General features: G+C 71.6%; 14 protein-coding genes and 1 pseudogene. 9 read left to right on the forward strand and 6 right to left on the reverse strand.

Annotated features, from left to right (window positions below):
* Positions 1-6 precede the first annotated feature (6 nt).
* Positions 7-411: a secondary thiamine-phosphate synthase enzyme YjbQ gene (locus tag AC3CF1_RS11555; protein WP_185755388.1), complete on the reverse strand. Its 405-nt coding sequence runs from the start codon at positions 409-411 to the stop codon at positions 7-9.
* Positions 412-434: 23 nt separating this feature from the next.
* Complete coding sequence (locus tag AC3CF1_RS11560; RefSeq protein ID WP_488450451.1) at positions 435-782, reverse strand: hypothetical protein; 348 nt, start codon at positions 780-782, stop codon at positions 435-437.
* Between the two features lie 171 nt (positions 783-953).
* Between AC3CF1_RS11560 and aceE the strand changes: the two genes are divergently transcribed.
* Entirely contained in the window at positions 954-3,692 is a 2,739-nt protein-coding gene (aceE, locus tag AC3CF1_RS11565) for a pyruvate dehydrogenase (acetyl-transferring), homodimeric type (RefSeq protein ID WP_088949557.1), read from the forward strand.
* Between the two features lie 172 nt (positions 3,693-3,864).
* On the opposite strand, the gene AC3CF1_RS11570 is transcribed toward aceE, so the two are convergent.
* Entirely contained in the window at positions 3,865-4,311 is a 447-nt protein-coding gene (locus AC3CF1_RS11570; protein WP_088949558.1) for an SRPBCC family protein, read from the reverse strand.
* A gap of 187 nt (positions 4,312-4,498) precedes the next feature.
* Here AC3CF1_RS11570 and AC3CF1_RS11575 point away from each other — a divergent pair, with 187 nt between their 5' ends.
* From AC3CF1_RS11575 to gltX, 3 genes are read left to right on the forward strand one after another with little or no spacing between them, the layout of a single operon-like run.
* Positions 4,499-5,848 (forward strand): GH1 family beta-glucosidase, encoded by a 1,350-nt coding sequence (locus tag AC3CF1_RS11575; RefSeq protein WP_488450452.1) that lies wholly within the window; start codon positions 4,499-4,501, stop codon positions 5,846-5,848.
* On the forward strand, positions 5,845-7,122 hold the full coding sequence (locus AC3CF1_RS11580; RefSeq protein WP_210928076.1) for an MFS transporter: 1,278 nt from the start codon (positions 5,845-5,847) through the stop codon (positions 7,120-7,122). Before AC3CF1_RS11575 ends, AC3CF1_RS11580 begins: the two co-directional genes overlap by 4 nt.
* A 50-nt stretch (positions 7,123-7,172) precedes the next feature.
* Complete coding sequence (gltX, locus tag AC3CF1_RS11585) at positions 7,173-8,582, forward strand: glutamate--tRNA ligase (RefSeq protein ID WP_355160641.1); 1,410 nt, start codon at positions 7,173-7,175, stop codon at positions 8,580-8,582.
* Positions 8,583-8,645: 63 nt separating this feature from the next.
* Here the strand turns inward: gltX and AC3CF1_RS11590 are convergent, their stop codons facing one another.
* The gene (locus AC3CF1_RS11590; RefSeq protein WP_488450453.1) at positions 8,646-9,269 is read right to left on the reverse strand and encodes a copper resistance CopC family protein; all 624 of its coding nucleotides are present in this window, start codon (positions 9,267-9,269) and stop codon (positions 8,646-8,648) included.
* A 240-nt stretch (positions 9,270-9,509) separates the two neighbouring features.
* Here AC3CF1_RS11590 and AC3CF1_RS11595 point away from each other — a divergent pair, with 240 nt between their 5' ends.
* Positions 9,510-10,160 (forward strand): hypothetical protein, encoded by a 651-nt coding sequence (locus AC3CF1_RS11595; RefSeq protein ID WP_354983169.1) that lies wholly within the window; start codon positions 9,510-9,512, stop codon positions 10,158-10,160.
* Between the two features lie 18 nt (positions 10,161-10,178).
* Here the strand turns inward: AC3CF1_RS11595 and AC3CF1_RS11600 are convergent, their stop codons facing one another.
* The gene (locus tag AC3CF1_RS11600) at positions 10,179-10,508 is read right to left on the reverse strand and encodes a hypothetical protein (RefSeq protein ID WP_088949564.1); all 330 of its coding nucleotides are present in this window, start codon (positions 10,506-10,508) and stop codon (positions 10,179-10,181) included.
* Between the two features lie 212 nt (positions 10,509-10,720).
* On the reverse strand, positions 10,721-11,263 hold the full coding sequence (locus AC3CF1_RS11605) for an orotate phosphoribosyltransferase (protein WP_354983170.1): 543 nt from the start codon (positions 11,261-11,263) through the stop codon (positions 10,721-10,723).
* Between the two features lie 119 nt (positions 11,264-11,382).
* On the opposite strand from AC3CF1_RS11605, the gene AC3CF1_RS11610 reads away from it, so the two are divergent.
* The 4 genes and pseudogenes from AC3CF1_RS11610 to AC3CF1_RS11625 all read left to right on the forward strand — a co-directional run.
* Positions 11,383-12,585: a sensor histidine kinase gene (locus AC3CF1_RS11610; protein ID WP_354983171.1), complete on the forward strand. Its 1,203-nt coding sequence runs from the start codon at positions 11,383-11,385 to the stop codon at positions 12,583-12,585.
* Entirely contained in the window at positions 12,582-13,274 is a 693-nt protein-coding gene (locus AC3CF1_RS11615; protein ID WP_354983172.1) for a response regulator, read from the forward strand. Before AC3CF1_RS11610 ends, AC3CF1_RS11615 begins: the two co-directional genes overlap by 4 nt.
* A 121-nt stretch (positions 13,275-13,395) precedes the next feature.
* Complete coding sequence (locus AC3CF1_RS11620; RefSeq protein ID WP_305069558.1) at positions 13,396-14,697, forward strand: PucR family transcriptional regulator; 1,302 nt, start codon at positions 13,396-13,398, stop codon at positions 14,695-14,697.
* A gap of 78 nt (positions 14,698-14,775) precedes the next feature.
* A pseudogene (locus AC3CF1_RS11625) lies at positions 14,776-15,693 on the forward strand (ACP S-malonyltransferase); the annotation flags it as partial.
* Between the last annotated feature and the right edge of the window lie 4 nt (positions 15,694-15,697).

Raw genomic sequence — 15,697 nt, forward strand, 5'->3', positions numbered from 1 at the left:
GCGCGGTCAGCCGGGGAGGAAGGAGAAGCGGACCTGGCGGGTGGGGTTGTCACCGTTGGTGTCGACCAGGCAGACGGACTGCCAGGTGCCGAGGGCCAGCCGGCCGCCGAGCACCGGCAGTGTGGCGTACGGCGGAATGAACGCCGGCAGCACGTGGTCCCGGCCGTGGCCGGGCGAGCCGTGCCGGTGCCGCCAGCGGTCGTCGGTGGGCAGCAGCGCGTCGATGGCGGTCAACAGGTCGTCGTCGGAGCCGGAGCCCGTCTCGATGATCGCGAGGCCGGCGGTGGCGTGTGGCACGAAGACGTGCAGCAGGCCGTCACCCTCACTGGAGACGAACTGCTGGGCCTCTGCGGTGATGTCGTGGACGCTCGGGCGGGACCCGGTCCGGACGGTGATGACGTCGCTGCGCATACGTCGCATTCTGCCCGAGCGGGTCAGGACCCGCCGCCACCGCCACCAGAGTCCCCACCACCCCCACCGCCGGAGTCGCCACCGCCGCCGGACCAGTCCCAGCCGCCCGAGTCGCTCCCGTAGTAGGTCGCCGGGACACCTGTGTCCGCGTTCCTGCGGCGCTGGCCGGGCACGGGCCGCGCCTTCCGGTCAGCAGGTGCCCGCAGGCCGCCGCGCAACTGGGCCGCGCCGAAGACGGCCGCGGCCAGGGCGAGGACGATGATCGGGAGCACGGCGGGATCACCCGACAGGAGCACCCAGGTCGCTGGGATCGCCGCGAGCACCCCGACCGCCAGGAGTGCACCGCCGACAACTACTCGTCGCCCGAACATGTCACCACGGTAGGAAACGAGAACAAGGGCCGAAAGCTCGTCGTAGCGCTAAGTTACCGACGGGTACCTGTGTTGAGCGTCGCGTCAGGGGCCCCTAGACGTGACGACAGGTGCCACCAGGGGGCAGGATGGCGCTAGAGACCTATCCCACACACAACCGAGGGAACGCCTGTGGCTACGGAACGCAAGCGCCCGGTGATCAGCGACGGCCTACCGAGCCAGCTTCCGGACATCGACCCTGACGAGACAAGCGAATGGGTCGAGTCGCTTGACGGTGTCATCGACGAACGCGGCGCCAAACGCGCCCGCTACGTCATGCTGCGCCTGCTGGAGCGGGCCCGTGAGCGCCAGGTCGGGGTTCCGCCCCTGACCACCACCGACTACATCAACACCATCCCGTCGGAACGCGAACCGTGGTTCCCGGGTGACGAGCACGTCGAGCGGCGGATCCGGGCGTACGTCCGGTGGAACGCCGCGATGCTGGTGCACCGGGCGCAGCGCCCGGAGATCGGCGTCGGCGGGCACATCTCGACCTTCGCCAGCTCGGCTTCGCTCTACGAGGTGGGCTTCAACCACTTCTTCCGGGGCAAGAACCACCCGGGCGGCGGCGACCACATCTTCTACCAGGGCCACGCCTCCCCCGGCATGTACGCGCGGGCGTTCCTGGAAGGGCGGCTCAGCGAGCACCAGCTCGACGGGTTCCGCCAGGAGTTGTCGCACCCCGGCGGCGGGCTGCCGTCGTACCCGCACCCGCGGCTGATGCCGGACTTCTGGGAGTTCCCCACCGTCTCGATGGGTCTCGGCGGTCTGAACGCGATCTACCAGGCCCGGTTCAACCGGTACCTGCAGCACCGCGGCATCAAGGACACCTCGCAGCAGCACGTGTGGGCGTTCCTGGGCGACGGTGAGATGGACGAGCCGGAGACGCTGGGCGCCATCGGTGTGGCCGCCCGCGAGGAGCTGGACAACCTCACCTTCGTGATCAACTGCAACCTCCAGCGGCTGGACGGCCCGGTCCGGGGCAACGGCAAGGTCATGCAGGAGCTGGAGTCGTTCTTCCGGGGTGCCGGCTGGAACGTGATCAAGGTCGTCTGGGGCCGCGAGTGGGACCCGCTGCTCGCAGCGGACACCGACGGCGCGCTGGTCAACCTCATGAACACCACGACCGACGGCGACTACCAGACCTACAAGGCGGAGTCGGGCGCGTACGTGCGGGAGCACTTCTTCGGGCGCGACGCGCGGACCCGCAAGATGGTCGACCCGCTCAGCGACGACGAGATCTGGAACCTCAAGCGGGGTGGGCACGACTACCGCAAGCTCTACGCGGCCTACAAGGCGGCCACCGAGCACACCGGTCAGCCCACCGTCATCCTGGCCAAGACGATCAAGGGCTGGACGCTCGGCTCGCACTTCGAGGGCCGCAACGCGACCCACCAGATGAAGAAGCTGACGCTGGAGGACCTGAAGACCTTCCGCGACCGGCTCTACCTGGACATCCCGGACAAGGCGCTGGAGGACAACCCCTACCTGCCGCCGTACTACAACCCGGGTGAGAAGTCCGAGGAGATCCAGTACCTCAAGGAGCGCCGCGAGCAGCTCGGCGGCTACCTGCCGTCCCGGCGGACCAGCACCAAGCGGCTGACCATCCCCGGTCCGGAGCGGTTCGCCGACGTCAAGCGCGGCTCGGGCAAGCAGAAGGTGGCCACCACGATGGCCTTCGTCCGCCTGCTCAAGGACATCATGAAGGACAAGGAGTTCGGCAAGCGCTGGGTGCCGATCATCCCGGACGAGGCCCGCACCTTCGGTCTCGACTCGATCTTCCCCACCGCGAAGATCTACTCGCCGCACGGCCAGCGCTACACCTCTGTCGACCGGGAGCTGTTCCTGTCGTACAAGGAGTCGACGACCGGGCAGATCCTGCACGAGGGGATCAACGAGGCCGGCTCGGTGGCCTCGTTCACCGCGGCCGGTTCGGCGTACGCCACGCACGACGAGCCGATGATCCCGATGTACATCTTCTACTCGATGTTCGGGTTCCAGCGGACCGCCGACGGGCTGTGGGCGGCGGCCGACCAGATGGCCCGGGGCTTCCTGCTCGGCGCCACCGCCGGTCGCACCACGCTCAACGGTGAGGGCCTCCAGCACGAGGACGGCCACTCGATGCTGATCGCCGCCACCAACCCGGCGGTGGTCGCGTACGACCCGGCGTTCTCGTTCGAGATCGCGCACATCATGGAGCACGGCCTGCACCGGATGTACGGGGACGCGCAGGAGAACGTCTTCTACTACCTGACGGTCTACAACGAGCCGATCCTTCAGCCGGCCGAGCCGGCCGGGGTGGACGTGGAGGGCCTGCTCAAGGGCATCTACCGCTACTCCCCCGCACCGGAGGTCGACGGCCCGAAGGCCAACGTGCTCGCCTCGGGCACCGGCATGCAGTGGGCGCTCAAGGCCCAGCAGCTGCTCGCCCAGGACTGGGGGGTGGCCGCCGACGTCTGGTCGGTGACCTCCTGGACGGAGCTGCGCCGCGACGCGGTGGAGACCGAGGAATACAACCTCCTCAACCCGGGCGCCGAGGCGAAGGTTCCGTACATCCAGCAGAAGCTGGCCGACGCGGACGGGCCGAAGGTCGCGGTCAGCGACTGGATGCGTGCGGTGCCGGATCTGATCGCCCGCTGGGTGCCCGGCGACTACACGTCGCTCGGCACCGACGGCTTCGGCATGTCGGACACCCGGCACGCGCTGCGTCGGCACTTCCACGTCGACGCGGAGTCGATCGTGGTGGCCACGCTGCGGCAACTTGCCCGCAGCGGCGCTGTGGCGGCCACCGTGCCGGCCGAGGCCGCCAAGAAGTACGCGATCGACGACGTCAACGCCGCCCCGGTCGGCGAGACCGGCGGCGACAGCTGATCCAGCACGACCAAGGAAGGGCCCGGCGCGTGTGCGCCGGGCCCTTCCTGCGGTACGACCCACCCCCACTGCGGGGTCCGGGGTGCGGAGCCGGAAGCGGCGGCGGTCCGGGGTCCCTGGCGGGGATCCGGACCACCGCCGTCGCGGGTGACGCCGGGAGGATGTGCGCTCGTCAGCCGACGGCGGCCAGGTCGGTGAGCCGGGCCAGCGAGTCCTCCAGGTCGGCGCCGACCCGACGTAGTCCGAGGCGCAGCAGGGCCGCCTTGACCGGACCGGCCGGCCAGCGGACGACGATGAGCCGCACGACGGTCCCGCCCTCCTCCTCGTCGGTGGTGAGCTGGACGTAGATCTCGGTGCGCGCCTCCGCACGAGCACCGGCACCCTTGGCCCGTTCCCGCCAGCCGATCAGCGTCGGCTCCTGGTAGGCGATCACCTCGGCCTCATGCGCCGAGCCGCGCCCCGCCTGGACCAGTTGTCGCCTGCCGAAGCCCTCTCCCGAGAGCACTTCGGCCGCGCGGACACCCGCCAACCAGGCCGGCAACTGCTCGGCCCGCTGGACAACATCCCAGACCACTTCAATCGGCGCCGCCACGTGCGCACTGCGTTCAACGAGGATCATTTCCGTCTTCCTCCGGTGAGGACATCCCACGATATCGGCACTCTATGCGTTAAATCGGACTTACCTGGACGGGTTCGGAAAAAGACACGCCGATCAACCATTGCGGATTGCGCCAAGCCGGCCTATGGCGCATTCATCGAGAGCGCCCTAAAGTCCCGAGCACGTTTCACGTTGACCGGGAGGGCGCATGTCGACAACACCGATGCCCCAGTTCCCCACCGGCTTCCGTTGGGGTGTCTCCACATCGGCCCATCAGATCGAGGGCGCCACAGCGGTCGACGGGCGTGGTCCGTCCATCTGGGACACGTTCGCGCGCTCCCCCGGCCGGATCGGCGACGGCAGCACCGGCGAGGTGGCCTGCGACCACTACCACCGGCACACCGAGGACGTCGCGTTGCTGGCCGGGCTGGGCGTTTCCGCGTACCGGTTCTCGATCGCCTGGCCCCGGGTGCAACCCACCGGCACGGGCCCGGCCAACCGGGCCGGCCTGGACTTCTACGACCGGCTGGTCGACGAGCTGCTGGCCGCCGGCGTCGACCCGGTGGCGACCCTCTACCACTGGGACCTGCCCCAACCCCTCGAAGACGCCGGCGGCTGGCTGCACCGCGACACCGCCGCCCGGTTCGCCGAGTACGCCGACCTGACCGCCGCCCGACTCGGCGACCGGGTCCGGCTCTGGATCACCCTGAACGAACCCTTCATCCACATGAGCCTCGGGTACGGCATGGGAGTGCACGCTCCCGGTCGGATGATGCTCTTCGACGCCTTTCCGGTCGCCCACCACCAACTGCTCGGGCACGGGCTCGCGGTCACCGCGCTGCGGGCCCGCACCACCAGCCCGGTGGCGATCGCCAACAACTACTCGCCAGTGCGGGTGCTCGGCGACCGGGACGCCGACCGGGCCGCCGGGGCCGCCTACGAGGCGCTGCACAACCGGCTCTTCACCGACCCGCTGCTCGGTCGCGGCTACCCGGAGCTGCCCGGCTTCGACCCGGGCGTCATCCACCCCGGCGACCTCGACACGATCGCCGCGCCGATCGACGTGCTCGGGGTCAACTACTACAACCCCACCGGCGTACGGGCCGCCGAGGAGGGTTCACCGCTCCCGTTCGACCTGGTGCCGCTGGACGGCTACCCGCGTACCGCCTTCGACTGGCCGGTGGCCCCCGACGGGCTGCACGAACTGCTCGGCTGGCTGCACGACACCTACGGCGACGCGCTGCCACCCGTCGAGATCACCGAGAGCGGCTGCGCGTACGACGACGCGCCGGACGCCGACGGCCAGGTGGCCGACCCGGAGCGGATCGCGTACCTCGACGGGCACCTGCGCGCCGTCCGGGCCGCGATCGACGACGGGGTCGACGTGCGCGGGTACTTCGTCTGGTCGCTGCTGGACAACTGGGAGTGGGCCGAGGGGTTCACCAAACGCTTCGGCCTGGTGCACGTCGACTACGCCACCCAGAGGCGTACGCCGAAGTCGTCGTACACCTGGCTGCGGGACGTGATCGCGGCCTCCCGGCCGGGGTCGGCGCGGTGACCACCCTCGACCCGACGCCGGCGTCGCTGCCGGCGGCGCTCGCCGAGCCGACCGTGCCGGTGCGACGCGGCTGGATCGGGTTGATCTTCGCCGCCAACCTCGGCGTCTGGATGGCGTTCTTCACGCCCATCCAGGTGCTGCTGCCCCAGCAGATCGAGCAGATCGCACCCGGCGACAAGGAGAACATGCTGGCCGTGGTCACCGGCCTCGGCGCCCTGGCCGCAGTGCTCGCCAACCCCCTCGCCGGCGCGCTCTCCGACCGCACCTGCCTGCGGGTGGCCGGCCGCGAGTTCGGTCGTCGGCACGTCTGGACGGCGGGCGGGGCCCTGCTGGGCGCGGCGGCCCTGGTGCTGCTGGCCCAGCAACGGACCATCCTCGGGGTCGCGCTCGGCTGGGTGGCCGCGCAGGTCTGCTTCAACGCGATGCTGGCCAGCCTCAGCGCCGCCGTCCCGGACCGGGTCCCGGTGACCCAGCGCGGCGGCGTCTCGGGCTGGGTGGGCATCCCGCAGGCGCTCGGGCTGGTGCTCGGCGCGGTGCTGGTGACCGCAGTGGTCACCGGCAACGCCGCCGGCTACCTGGCCATCGCCGTGGCCATCCTGCTGTTGTCGCTGCCGTTCGCGCTGTTCACCCCCGACGAGCCGCTGCCACGTACGCACCGGCCCGTGGTGCGCACCCGGGCGTTGCTGGCCTCGATGTGGATCAGCCCGCGTCGGCACCCGGACTTCGCCTGGGCCTGGATCACCCGGTTCCTGGTGCAGCTCGGCAACGCCCTGGGCACCCTCTACCTGCTGTACTTCCTCACCGACGGGGTGGGCCACCCCGATCCTGAGGGTGGGCTGCTGGTGCTGATCCTGCTCTACACGCTCGGCATGATGCTGACCGCTGTGGTCGCCGGACGGCTGTCGGACCGTTCCGGACGCCGCAAGATCTACGTCATCGCGTCCGGGGTGATCATGGCGGTGGCGGCGCTGCTTCTGGCGGTGGCGCCGGTCTGGCCGATGGCGATCGTCGCCGCGCTGCTGCTCGGCGCCGGCTACGGCGTCTACCTCGCCGTGGACGCCGCGTTGATCACGCAGGTGCTGCCCCGGGCGACCGACCGGGCCAAGGACCTGGGCGTCATCAACATCGCGAACTCGGCGCCGCAGGTGCTCGGCCCTGCCCTCTCCGCCCCGCTCGTCGTGTACCTGGGTGGCTATCCCACCCTCTACGCCGTCACCGCCGTGGTCACCCTGATCGGCAGCGCGCTGGTCGTCAAGATCCGCTCGGTTCCCTGAGTCGAGGCCCCTGGCGGAATGCGCTCGACCGTCGCCGTAGGCTGGGGGACGTGACAGTACGTGTGCGCTTCGCCCCCTCCCCGACCGGCATGTTCCACGTCGGCGGCGCCCGCTCGGCGCTGCAGAACTGGATCTACGCCAAGCAGCAGGGCGGGGTGTTCGTGCTGCGTATCGAGGACACCGACGCGGCGCGCAACAAGCCCGAGTGGACCGAGGGGATCCTCTCCGCGCTGGACTGGATCGGCATCTCGCGGGGCAGCTACGAGGGCCCGCACTTCCAGTCGGAGAACGCCGGCGAGCACCGGGCCGCCGCCGCCCGGCTCTACGAGTCGGGTCGCGCCTACTACTGCGACTGCACCCGCGAGGACGTGCAGGCCCGCACCGGCTCGCAGTACCAGGGCTACGACGGCTACCACCGCGACCGTGGCCTCGGCCCGGGCCCGGGGCACGCGCTGCGCTTCCGCACGCCGGACGAGGGCGCGACAGTGGTCGTCGACCTGATCCGCGGTGAGCCCACCTTCGAGAACAAGCTCATCGAGGACTTCGTCATCGCCCGGGGCGACGGCTCGCCGGTCTTCCTGCTGGCCAACGTCGTGGACGACATGACCATGGGGATCACCCACGTGATCCGGGCCGAGGAGCACCTGCCCAACACGCCCAAGCAGCAGCTGCTCTGGGACGCCCTCGGGGTCAAGCCGCCGATCTGGGCCCACGTGCCGGTGGTGGTCAACGAGAAGCGGCAGAAGCTCTCCAAGCGCCGGGACAAGGTCGCCCTGGAGGCGTACCGCGAGGAGGGCTACCTCCCCGGTGCCATGCGCAACTACCTGATGCTGCTCGGCTGGGCGCCGTCGGGCGACCGGGAGATCGTTCCCTGGTCGGTCATCGAGGAGGAGTTCCGGCTCGAAGAGGTCAACCCCTCCCCCGCGTTCTTCGACGAGAAGAAGCTCCGCGCGTTCAACGGCGATTACATTCGCGCGCTGCCGGTGGACGAGTTCATCGACGCCTGCCAGCCGTGGCTGACCGGCACCGGCACCATCGCGCCGCCGCCGTGGCAGCCCGAGGAGTTCGACGCCGACGCGTTCGCCGCAGTCGCCCCGCTGGCCCAGACCCGGATCACGGTGCTCAGCGAGATCGTGCCGAACGTCGACTTCCTCTTCCTGGCCTCGCCACTGATCGACGAGGCCGCGTGGGCCAAGACGATGAAGGACGGCTCCGCCGAGCTGCTCGACGACGCCGTCGCGGCGTTCGAGGCGCTGGAGTCCTGGGAGGCCGAGTCGCTGAAGTCGACGCTGGAGGCGGTCGGCGCCGAGCGTGGCCTCAAGCTCGGCAAGACGCAGGCGCCGGTACGCGTCGCGGTCACCGGCCGCACCGTGGGCCTGCCGCTGTTCGAGTCGCTGGAGGTGCTCGGTCGTGAGCGCACCCTGACCCGGATGCGCGCCGCCCGGCTCCGACTGGTCTGACCTCCGAGCACCGACGCCGTCTCCGCCGCCGGTCGCCAGCCAACCGGGCTGGCGCCCGGCCGCTCAGCGGCGTCGGGCTCGGAGCCACCGCTGCAACCCGACGACGAGCGCGCCCACCAGCAGGGCCGCCGCGATCGTCCACAGCCAGCCGCGCATCTGGCTGCTCTCCTGCGCGGCCGGCACCGGGCTGCCCGCCGCGGTCGCACCGGCCGTCGCGGTGACGGCCGGAGCCGCCGACGACGCCCCGCCGGCAGTCGAACCCGCCGCCGCGGTCGGGGCGGTGCCACCGGCGGTCGCCGGCGAGGCGGACGGGTCGGCAGCGGTGCCGGTCGTGAGGGTGAATCGCACCTCGCCCTTCACCGGGTGTCCGTCCGAGGACGCGAGCTGGTAACCGACGATGTAGAGCCCGGCCGCCGCCGGCTTGAACGGCACCCGCACCCGGCTGCCGTCGAAGGCCGGCGGGCCGCCAGCGACCACATTGTCCGGCCCGGTTATTGTGATCTTCGTCGTAGCCGGTGCCGGCTTGGCCAGGAACCGCAGCTCGATCTGGGCGGGTGCCGTCGCCACCCGGACACCGTCGCGCGGGTCGCTGCCAGTCAGCGAGTTGTGCGCGGCGGCTGGCGTTGCCGGCGCCAGGAACGACACACCGAACGCCACGCCGAGCACCACTGGCACGACCCGTGCCATACGTGTAACCCTGCCCCCCATGAACCCCTCCGTAAGGGTACGATCCGCCCGCTGATCTAACCGCTCCTCATTAGTCGAGCAGAGATCGCAGATAGTTCCAATTACTGTTCCACAAGCTGCAACTCATCGACGTTTTCCGGAGTCTGTAAGGGTGAGCCCGACCATCTGGTCGGTGCCGCATCGGCAGACCGATCCAGACGTCACAACGATGCCATCCATCGAACGGGGCGAGGAGGCGGGATGGTCCGTCACATGAGGTGGTTGGCAACCGTGCTGGCGGGCGCGCTGGCCACGGCGTTGCTGTCACTCGGCACTGCCGGCCCGGCCTCGGCGGCGCCGAAGCCGCCACCCGCCGGAGTGGACATCGCCGGCGAGGGCCTCTCCGCGCCGCTGCAGTTGCGCGCCGACACCCAGCCCACCCACGTGGGCGCGGTCATCGACCAGGTCAACTTCCTGGCCCACACCGGCATGCCGAAGGGCCCGAAGCCGGCCGACCTCGGTCCGAAGTACACGGTCGTGGTGCTTGCCGGCGAGACGCCGAAGCAGACCTACGATCTCTATCCCAAGGCGGTCGGCGGCCCCCGCGTCTACCGGCCGGCGAAGCAGCCGGACGGCCGCAAGATCAGCGCCGGTTGGTTCCTGGGTCGGCTCAGCATGTCCGAGACCCTGCGCACCGCCGGCGTCCCGCTGGAGCGGCAGTTCGACACGGTCAGCGGTGGCGTGGGCGGCGGCGAACGGGTGCTCCCGGAGAACACGCTGGACCCCGCGAAGGACCTTGACAAGGCGCTCGGCGACCTGCAACGCCTGCTGCTGCTCAACGTCGGGGTGATGCTCACGATCACGGTCGGCCTCGCCGGGATCGCCCTGCTGATCCGTCGCCGCACCCGCTGAGCTACCCCCGCGCGGTGGTCAGCACCAGCGGCGCGGTGGGCGTTGCCGGCGGGTGGCCCGCGGCCGAGGCCGGACCGGGCCGTGCCGATGCGCCCCGGCCCAGCCGGGAAGTTCGCTGAGGCAACCAGCGGGAACGTCCGAGTCGGGTTCGGCGAGGATGTTGGGCTCCCCGGAGCGCTGGCGCGGCAGGGCGGCATCGTCGTCGGCACGACCGGCGAGCGGCTCCACCGGGTGCGACGGCGCGCCGCCGACCGGCCGGCGGTGTTTGCCAGCCGCCTGCGGGTCGTGGTGCCCCGGTCGGCAGGGCTCGCCCTGGGCGCAGCCGTGCTCGGCCTCCCCGTGCGCCATCCCCGGTCTCCTCACACTCGTCCCAACCTCGGGTACTCCCCCCGACGTGCCCTGTCACCGTACTGGCCGGGACCGGCGGGCCGCGCGCCGCGTACCCGGGGTCAGGACCGGGCGGTGCATCCGGACGACGGGGAGCGCGGGAACCGGTTACGCAGCTCACAGCTTCTTTTCGTGCCGTTCACCGTGAGGGCGCGGCCGGGGCGGAGCGGTGCTCAGCGGGTGCGGTGAGCCTCCAGGTCGGCGCGGGTGAAGAGCGCTCGCAACGCCACGCCGTGACCGGCGAGCGCCTGCGCTCCACCCTCGGCCCGGTCGATGACACAGAGGGCGTGCTCCACCCGGGCACCCAGGTCACGTAGTTGACCGGTGGAGATCACCACCTGTCCGCCGGAGGTGACCACGTCCTCGACCACCAGCACCCGCCGACCGACCAGCTCCGCCCCCTCGGCCAGCCGGGCCGTCCCGTACGGCTTGGCGCTCTTGCGGACGAAGGCGCAGGGCAGCCCGGTGTGCCGGCCGAGCGCGGTCACCACCGGAATGCCGCCCATCTCCAAACCGGCCAGCACTTCGGTGTCCGTCGGGACCAGGAGCGCCAGTCGGGCGGCCACCCGGTCCAGCAGACGGGGGTCGGCCTCGAAGCGGTACTTGTCGAAGTACTCGTCGGCGGTCCGCCCGGAGCGGAGCACGAACGTGCCGGTCAGCCGGCAGGTGGTGTCGATCTCGCAAGCCAGCGCGGACAGGGTTTCCACATCGGTCATGATGATCATTATCGCGTCGGCGGCTCGGGGTCCGCGTACCCCTTTCGGCGCATGTCGGCGCCGTCGGGCTCCTCCTGCCGACGGTGTCCGAGGGGCGGCGGCTGTGGTGGGATCGGGGCATGCGTCCGCCACCGTGGCTCGGCTCCGGCACCCTGGCCCGCGACGTCGCGCTCGCCGGCGCGTCGCTCGTCGGAGGCCTGGCGCTGTACGCCCTGGATTGGCAACCGCAGATCCACCGGAACGCGGACCTGCCGACGACGCTGTTCCTGCCCCCGCTGCTGGCGATGTGTCTGGCCGTCGGCCTGCGCCGGGTCGCCCCCCGCACCAGCCTGGCCACCGGCACCGTGGCACTGGTCGTGGACGTCGCACTCGGCGGCTCCCTGGGGACGATCCTGATCTACACCCAGGTGCTCTACGACGCCTGCGTGTACGGCCCGCCCCGCCTGTGGCGGTGGTTGCTGCGGGTGACCGTCGCGCTGAGCCTGGTGGGTGCGGTCCTCGGCGTCTTCGCCCTCGGCCAGTGGCGCGGGGTCGCCGTGGGGGTGCCAGTGGTGCTCGCCGGGTTGCTGCCGGTCCTGACCGGCGTCAGCGTGCGGCAGTACCGCGACCAGGCCGCTGCCGAGCGGGCGCGGGCCGAGCAGACAGCCCGGCTGGTCGAGATGGACCGCCGGCAGGCGGTCAGCGCCGAGCGCGCCCGGATGGCCCGGGAGCTGCACGACGTCGTCGCCAACCACCTCAGCGCGGTGGCCATCCACGCCACCGCCGTGCTGTCCGTACCCGGGCTGGACCGCGGCCAGGTCGAGTCGGCGTTGCGGGTGATCCGGGAGAGCAGCGTGCAGGGGCTCGCGGAGATGCGTCAGATGATCGAGGTGTTGCGCGAGCCGGGGACCACCGGTGGGCCGGCCCCGGTGGGAGACGACCCCGTACCGGAGATGGTCAGCGCGCGGTTGGCCGAGGCGGACGGGTTGGTCGAGCGGATCCGCGCTGCCGGCCTGGCGGTGCGGGTCCGCACCGACGGCACGCCGGGGCCGCTGCCGGTGGCCGTGGATCTGGCCGCCTACCGGATCGTGCAGGAGTCGCTGACCAACGCGCTCAAGCACGGCACGGGTGAGGCCGATCTGACGATCGCGTACGGCTCAGCGGAGGTGGTGCTGACGGTGGAGAACCCCGTGCGCCGGAACGGGAGCGGTCTGCCCGGCGCCGGGGCCGGGCTGATCGGGATGCGGGAGCGGACCACACTGCTGGCCGGTCGACTCACCGCCGGATCGCAGGACGGTCGCTGGCTGGTCCGCGCCGCCCTGCCCACCGGGCAGGGCGCGTGACCGGGCCGTCGGGAGACGCGGGCGCGGCAACGGTACGGGTGGTGCTCGCCGACGACCAGCCAGCGGTACGGGCAGGGCTGGCCCTGATCCTGGGTGGCTCACCGGGCATCGAGGTGGTCGGCGAGGCGGCCGACGGCGACGAGGCGGTGCGGTTGTGTCGGGAGTCGCGCCCGGACGTGGCGGTGCTGGACGTCCGCATGCCCCGCCGGGACGGGATCTCCGCGACCCGGGCCATCGTCGCCGACGGGCTCGCCGACGTGCTGGTCCTAACCACCTTCGACCTCGACGAGTACGTCTTCGGCGCGTTGCGCGCCGGCGCGGCCGGGTTCCTGCTGAAGGACACCGACGCCGACGGCCTGGTGACCGCTGTGCGTACGGTGGCGCGCGGCGACGGCTTCATCGCCCCCGCGGTGACCCGCCGCTTGATCGCCGCTTTCGCGGCCACCACGCCGGGCGCGTCCGCGGCCACCCGGGCGGCGCTGGGCACCCTCACCCCACGCGAGCGGGACGTGCTGGCCTGCCTCGGCCTGGGCCTGTCCAACCAGCAGATCGCCGATCGGCTGGTGCTGGCCGAGAGCACCACCAAGACACATGTGAGCCGGATCCTCGCGAAGCTGGATCTGCGTAGCCGGGTGCAGGCCGCGATCCTGGCCCAGGAGCTGGGGCTGACCGCTCCCCCACAACCCTGAGCCCGCGCGCAGCACGTCGGGGTGCCGGAGCGGGACCTGGACGGCCCGATCGACCGCTCACCACCTCACTGAAGGGTGTCGGCCGAACCGGCCTTCCGGCGGCCCGCTGACCGGTGCCGACGTGGATGGCCTGCTCACCACGTGTCAGGCTAGTGCGGTGAGTACGCCGGGCGGTGGAGACCTGTCGGCCACGCTGCGCCGGATCGAACGTTCGGCGGGGGCGTTGGCCACCTCCAGCGTGGCCCGGATGGACGACACGCTGCCGTGGTTCCGGACCCTGCCGGCCGACCAGCGCTCCTGGGTGATGCTGGTGGCGCAGGCGGGCGCACGGTCGCTGGTGCAGTGGCTGCGTGACGGCGGCGGCACGGCGGACAGCACCCAGGAGGTCTCGGACGAGGTCTTCGCCGCCGCCCCGCAGGCGCTGGCCCGGTCGATCACCCTCCAGCAGACCGTGGCATTGATCAAGGTGACCATCGACGTGGTCGAGGAGCAGGTGTCGCACCTGGCCGCCGAGGGTGAGGAGCAGCAGCTCCGCGAGGCAGTGCTGCGCTTCTCCCGGGAGATCGCGTTCGCCGCCGCCCGGGTGTACGCGCGGGCGGCCGAGTCGCGCGGCGCGTGGGACGCCCGGTTGCAGGCTCTGCTGGTCGACGCGCTGCTGCGCGGTGACTCGCCGGACGTGCTGGCCAGTCGGGCCGCCGCGCTCGGCTGGGCGGACGCGCCGCCGGTGGCGGTGGCGGTCGGTCGGTCGCCCGGCGGCGAGGTGTCCGCGGTGCTGCACGTGGTCTACCGGCAGGCCCGCCGAATCGGGGTGGAGGTCATCGGCGGGGTGCACGGCGACCGGCTGGTGATCGTGCTGGGTGGCGCACCGGACCCGTTGACGGCGACCGCCAAGTTGTTGAGCGCGTTCGGGGACGGCCCGGTCGTGGTAGGTCCGGCCGTGCCGAGCCTGGACGAGGCGACCGAGTCGGCACGGGCGGCGTTGTCCGGTTTCCGGGCGGCACCGGCATGGCCCAGCGCCCCCCGGCCGGTGCCGGCCGCGGACCTGTTGCCGGAGCGGGCCCTCGCGGGCGACGCGGAGGCCCGTCGACGGCTGCGGCACGACGTGTACGCGACGCTGGTACGCGCCGGTGGCGAGCTGCTGGCGACCCTGGACGCGTTCCTGGCCGCCGGCGGCACACTGGAGAGCGCAGCGCGGGCGCTGTTCGTCCATCCGAACACCGTGCGTTACCGGTTGCGTCGGATCGCCGAGGTGACCGGCTTCTCGCCGCTGTCGCCGCGGGACGCTTTCGCTCTCCAGGTCGCGCTGACAGTGGGCCGGTTGGATCCGGTCGCCCCGCTCATCTCGCCTGTCCCGACTCAGACAATGACCCCGGCCACCCGGAAAACCACCCAAAACGAGGATGATCCCCGCCGATCTTTGTAGGAAACCTCCAAAGGCGCTAGTGCGGTTTGGTCGAAGGCGGCACAGCGTTACCCGCGCGTATCCGGGAGAGTCATAGGCGTGCTCGCCGTACTTAGTCCCGGCCAGGGTTCCCAGAAACCCGGCTTCCTGACCCCCTGGCTCGACCTGACCGGCACCGAGGCGCGTCTGCGCGAGTGGTCGGCGTTGGCCGGGGTCGACCTGATGCATCTGGGCACCACCGCCGACGCCGACGAGATCAAGGACACCGCCCGCACCCAGCCCCTGCTGGTCGCCGCGGCGTTGCTCGCCGGCGAGCACCTGCCGCTGGACGACGTGACGCTCACCGCCGGGCACAGCATCGGCGAGCTGGGCGCTGCCGCCCTGGCCGGCGTGCTGTCGGCCGAAACGGCGATCACCCTCGCTGGCGTCCGCGGCCGGGAGATGGCGGCCGCGTGCGCGCTGGAGCCGACCGGCATGGCCGCGGTGCTCGGTGGCGACCCCGACGAGGTGCTCGCCGCGATCGAGGCGCACGGGCTCTACCCGGGCAACCGCAACGGCGCCGGGCAGATCGTCGCCGCCGGCTCGCTGGACGGGCTCGACAAACTCGCCGCCGAGCCGCCCGCCCGGGCCCGGATCATCCGGCTCAAGGTGGCCGGAGCGTTCCACACCCCGTACATGGCCCCGGCCGAGACCGCGCTCGCCGCGGTCGCCGCCGAGATCACCCCCGCCGACCCGGTCCGCCTCCTGCTGTCGAACCTCGACGGCACCACTGTCGACACCGGCGCGGACATGGTGCAGCGCCTCGTGCGCCAGGTGACCGCACCGGTGCGCTGGGATCTGTGCATGCGTACGCTGGCTGACCTCGGTGTCACCGGCGTGATCGAGCTACCACCGGCCGGCACCCTCGCCGGGCTGGTCAAACGGGACCTCAAGGGCGACGGAGCCCCGGAGATCGTCACCCTGAACACCCCGGACGACCTGCCGGCCGCACGGGACCTGATCGCCCGCACCGGAGGTCGCT

This window comes from Micromonospora sp. MGP-C2, assembly GCF_057766525.1.

What these genes read in the sequence shown, in the direction of transcription:
- AC3CF1_RS11555 (WP_185755388.1), bottom strand. Translation starts at nt 411, where the DNA reads ATGCGCAGCGACGTCATCACCGTCCGGACCGGGTCCCGCCCGAGCGTC.
- AC3CF1_RS11560 (WP_488450451.1), bottom strand. Translation starts at nt 782, where the DNA reads ATGTTCGGGCGACGAGTAGTTGTCGGCGGTGCACTCCTGGCGGTCGGG.
- AC3CF1_RS11570 (WP_088949558.1), bottom strand. Translation starts at nt 4,311, where the DNA reads ATGATCCTCGTTGAACGCAGTGCGCACGTGGCGGCGCCGATTGAAGTG.
- AC3CF1_RS11575 (WP_488450452.1), top strand. Translation starts at nt 4,499, where the DNA reads ATGTCGACAACACCGATGCCCCAGTTCCCCACCGGCTTCCGTTGGGGT.
- AC3CF1_RS11590 (WP_488450453.1), bottom strand. Translation starts at nt 9,269, where the DNA reads ATGGCACGGGTCGTGCCAGTGGTGCTCGGCGTGGCGTTCGGTGTGTCG.
- AC3CF1_RS11595 (WP_354983169.1), top strand. Translation starts at nt 9,510, where the DNA reads ATGGTCCGTCACATGAGGTGGTTGGCAACCGTGCTGGCGGGCGCGCTG.
- AC3CF1_RS11600 (WP_088949564.1), bottom strand. Translation starts at nt 10,508, where the DNA reads ATGGCGCACGGGGAGGCCGAGCACGGCTGCGCCCAGGGCGAGCCCTGC.
- AC3CF1_RS11605 (WP_354983170.1), bottom strand. Translation starts at nt 11,263, where the DNA reads ATGACCGATGTGGAAACCCTGTCCGCGCTGGCTTGCGAGATCGACACC.
- AC3CF1_RS11610 (WP_354983171.1), top strand. Translation starts at nt 11,383, where the DNA reads ATGCGTCCGCCACCGTGGCTCGGCTCCGGCACCCTGGCCCGCGACGTC.